Origin of the sequence: Vibrio sp. L85 (genome assembly GCF_963871815.1) — a bacterium.
Taxonomy (GTDB): domain Bacteria; phylum Pseudomonadota; class Gammaproteobacteria; order Enterobacterales; family Vibrionaceae; genus Vibrio; species Vibrio harveyi.
Window position 1 is genome coordinate 1 of sequence record NZ_CAWMYL010000035.1, and the last position, 3,028, is coordinate 3,028.

The window sequence follows — 3,028 nt, forward strand, 5'->3', positions numbered from 1 at the left end:
GCTTTTTTGTTTCTATCGCGCGAAAAAAATATATTTCACAACTTCAAAACACCATCAACAACCCTCTAGATACTCAATCACCGATTTTGGTTGTTTTTCCGTTGGATAGTCGTTGGATTCAACTTTATTCCAATGGTGTTAAGCTGATTTTGGTTGGACGATCGTTGGATCATCGTTGTTTATCCGTTGGATTCTCGTTGGACGGTTAAATTTTTATGATGAGATCAGATTTTTATAGGCACACAGTTGGCGAGTTCGCCAGAAATAACACTGCGGTTTCGGGAAATATATTTCCCTCCTCCTTGCGTCATTGTGTGCCTCAATGCTTGCGCATTGAGATAGAGACTCTACTGCTTTGCTTGTAGATTTTCGTTGCTTACGCACCAATAACGAAGAAAGACTTCCAATTGGGGACCTTTAAGTCAAAAGACTCAGATTTTTTTACAGAACGCAATGTTGACCATCCTCCCTTAACAATCCCTCTATGAGCACAATTCAGCACATTCAGCACAACTCAGCACAGCGAGTACGAGGAGCACGTAAAAAATCATTTAACTGATTGTTTTTTAAGGTTAAAGTTACAAAAGTCCGTAATATCTATAACAACTCAAATACCAAACTGTTATAGACAAAACATTTAACCAAGGTTAAATACAACATTAATACCAAATAGAAAAACAACGAAAACCACATAAGTCATTGATATAAAAGAAAAATAAACTAAAATACCATCATAGACAAAACAGGAGACTGACTATGAGCAAGCGCTCAAGTAAAACCGCTGCACAAAAGATGCAAGAAAAAAGATTGAGTATTAGAGATCAAATCTGGGGAGAGGATGAGATAGAGAAAAAGAAACTCTGGTCAAGACTAACTCATGATGGATTCACCACCATACCAAGAACAATGCCTTACCTTATGAGAATAATGGATAAAGAGTCAGGTTCTGGAACTCCAGTATCGAGCACATACTTGGCTTTATGGTGCAATGTTTTTGACGAAAACTTCTTGGAAATCAAAGAGAAAAGGAGGTACGCATTTGAATCAGGCTTTTCTGGAGAAAGAGCCGTTACAACATGGACAAATAGAATGAGAAAACTAGAAAACCTCGGCTTTATTGAAGCAAGAGAAGGGATTGAAGGAGAGTTCAGCTACGTACTTCTAATCAACCCTCTAGAGGTAATTAAAAATATTTACACAGAGAAACCAAAAGACGAAATGTATAACGCCTTAATCACTCGTATGAGCGACGTTGGGGCAAAATTTGATAAGGACTAAAAACCAAAATGAACGAGAAAAAATTTGAATTTATAAATGAAGCATCCAAAAAGGAGTTCCTCGAACTGCCAAAGGATGTAATGAGCCAGTTTGGTTCAGACCTAAACGCAGTGCAGCAAAGTAAAAAACCATTTTCTGACTTCAAAGATATCTCATCTAGCGTAGGACAAGGTGCAATCGAACTCATTGAAAATGGAAGCCCAGCATATAGAACGGTTTACTGTGCTAAGTACTTAGACACTGTTTACATACTCCATTCCTTTACGAAAACAGCTCAAGGCGTTGATAGACAAGCAATGAAAACAGCAGAAAAACGCTACAAGTTAATGATGGAAAAGGTCAGAGAGAAAATGAAGCAAGATAAAAAGGACAATAAAAACAAGAAAAAGGGGGGGAGGAAAGTCTAACCTTTTGGTTAGACCAACTCTACACTACAAGAAACTTTCTTCTTCACTCTCTTAGATGGAGTGAATTTCGGTCGAAGTCTAAAGCCAAGTTTATACAAAATACCAATTAACTTGTCAGAGGAAAACTTATCGACCCGACCTCTCATCAGCTCACTTGCTCTAGGCTGGCTAATATCTAAAGCACGCATAACATCAGACTGATTCCAATCACGCTGTTCAAACATGTCGCGCATGACAAGCATTAAGTCAGCTCTAAACTTCATATCAGCAGCATCGTTAGGATCATCTGCAATCAAGTCAAAGATGTTATCGAATTCTAATTGTGGCATAAAAACCTCACTTAAAGGGATGGGGGATTATACGCAATTACGTATAACAATAAAGCAAAAACATTATAAATTGTCCATTCGAAGTTAAAAAAATGAGCCATCATGCAATAGGTGTTTATTATCCCTATTACGTTAAATAGCCCATGTTTCTATCAAAAACAGTCACTACAACCGTTCAAACGCACCTAGCAGCGATTTTAAGCACTTGTTAAGGGAAATATGCTGCCGTAGCACTTTGAAAGTTTGTGACGCATTGAGCGTGATTTTCAGGGCTAGAAAACCAAGTACCGATAGAAACAAAAAAACTCCTTTAAGGGATGTTTTGAACAATTATGAGTTTGTTAGCCCTGGTTAAACGATCTGAGCTAAGTGATAGTTTGGAGTGACCGAGCCTAAACGCTAGGAATGAAGATATGCCGCTTGCTCGGTGTTCGGACGCTACGCTTACTCACACACTGCGCCGATCGGACGAAATGGAAAAAACGATGATAGGAAACGTGAGAAAAGAAACAGAGAGCGGGTCGAGGCACACCCCCAAAACAGCCCTTTCGGCTGCGCCGACCCCTACCCAATTCGCAAAGAATTGAGCATCGTTTATGGTCGCTTTCCGTTGGAGTTTTATCTCTTACCCTTTCGGGCTGCCCTGCGCTGTGAGTAAGGCTTAACGCCCCCATTCCAGTCTCACAACACCAATTCTTTATTCCTTTTCCGCTTATCCCCTCTAGCAGCTACAAGGGGCGGTTTTATCGGGCGAAGCCTAGTTGGAATTGGTGCCTTTACCTGCCACCTATGGAACTTCCCTTGGTCGGTGGCTAATGCGCGTCGCTCTGTCCAAAACATCTTGATCCAAACAGAGTGCAGGAATACTTGAAGTGCTTAAACGATATGGGCTATCATGAAAGGACTTACCGGAGCGTTCAACTCGTAAGTATTCCGACGAAAACCGACCCTGCAAGGTCGGTTTTGTCACATCTGGGGAAAGAGATTAATCCTAAAAGCATTTGATCTCAATGC

4 protein-coding genes are annotated in these 3,028 nt (G+C 40.3%); 3 read left to right on the forward strand and 1 reads right to left on the reverse strand.

Annotation, left to right across the window (positions count from 1 at the left end; translation table 11 throughout):
* The 3 genes from AACR11_RS06655 to AACR11_RS06665 all read left to right on the forward strand — a co-directional run.
* Window positions 1-209: hypothetical protein (locus tag AACR11_RS06655; protein WP_223295700.1), on the forward strand; the 209-nt coding region annotated here is incomplete at its 5' end.
* Window positions 210-756: 547 nt separating this feature from the next.
* Complete coding sequence (locus tag AACR11_RS06660; protein ID WP_079324267.1) at window positions 757-1,278, forward strand: hypothetical protein; 522 nt, start codon at window positions 757-759, stop codon at window positions 1,276-1,278.
* Between the two features lie 8 nt (window positions 1,279-1,286).
* Window positions 1,287-1,685, forward strand: coding sequence for a type II toxin-antitoxin system RelE/ParE family toxin (locus AACR11_RS06665; RefSeq protein WP_079324269.1), 399 nt, complete (start codon window positions 1,287-1,289; stop codon window positions 1,683-1,685).
* Window positions 1,686-1,693: 8 nt separating this feature from the next.
* Here the strand turns inward: AACR11_RS06665 and AACR11_RS06670 are convergent, their stop codons facing one another.
* Window positions 1,694-2,014 (reverse strand): helix-turn-helix domain-containing protein, encoded by a 321-nt coding sequence (locus AACR11_RS06670; protein WP_079324271.1) that lies wholly within the window; start codon window positions 2,012-2,014, stop codon window positions 1,694-1,696.
* Window positions 2,015-3,028 lie beyond the last annotated feature (1,014 nt).

Bases quoted from the DNA above. Each gene is read 5' to 3' on its own strand.
- AACR11_RS06665 (WP_079324269.1), top strand. From the start codon at position 1,287: ATGAACGAGAAAAAATTTGAATTTATAAATGAAGCATCCAAAAAGGAG.
- AACR11_RS06660 (WP_079324267.1), top strand. From the start codon at position 757: ATGAGCAAGCGCTCAAGTAAAACCGCTGCACAAAAGATGCAAGAAAAA.
- AACR11_RS06670 (WP_079324271.1), bottom strand. From the start codon at position 2,014: ATGCCACAATTAGAATTCGATAACATCTTTGACTTGATTGCAGATGAT.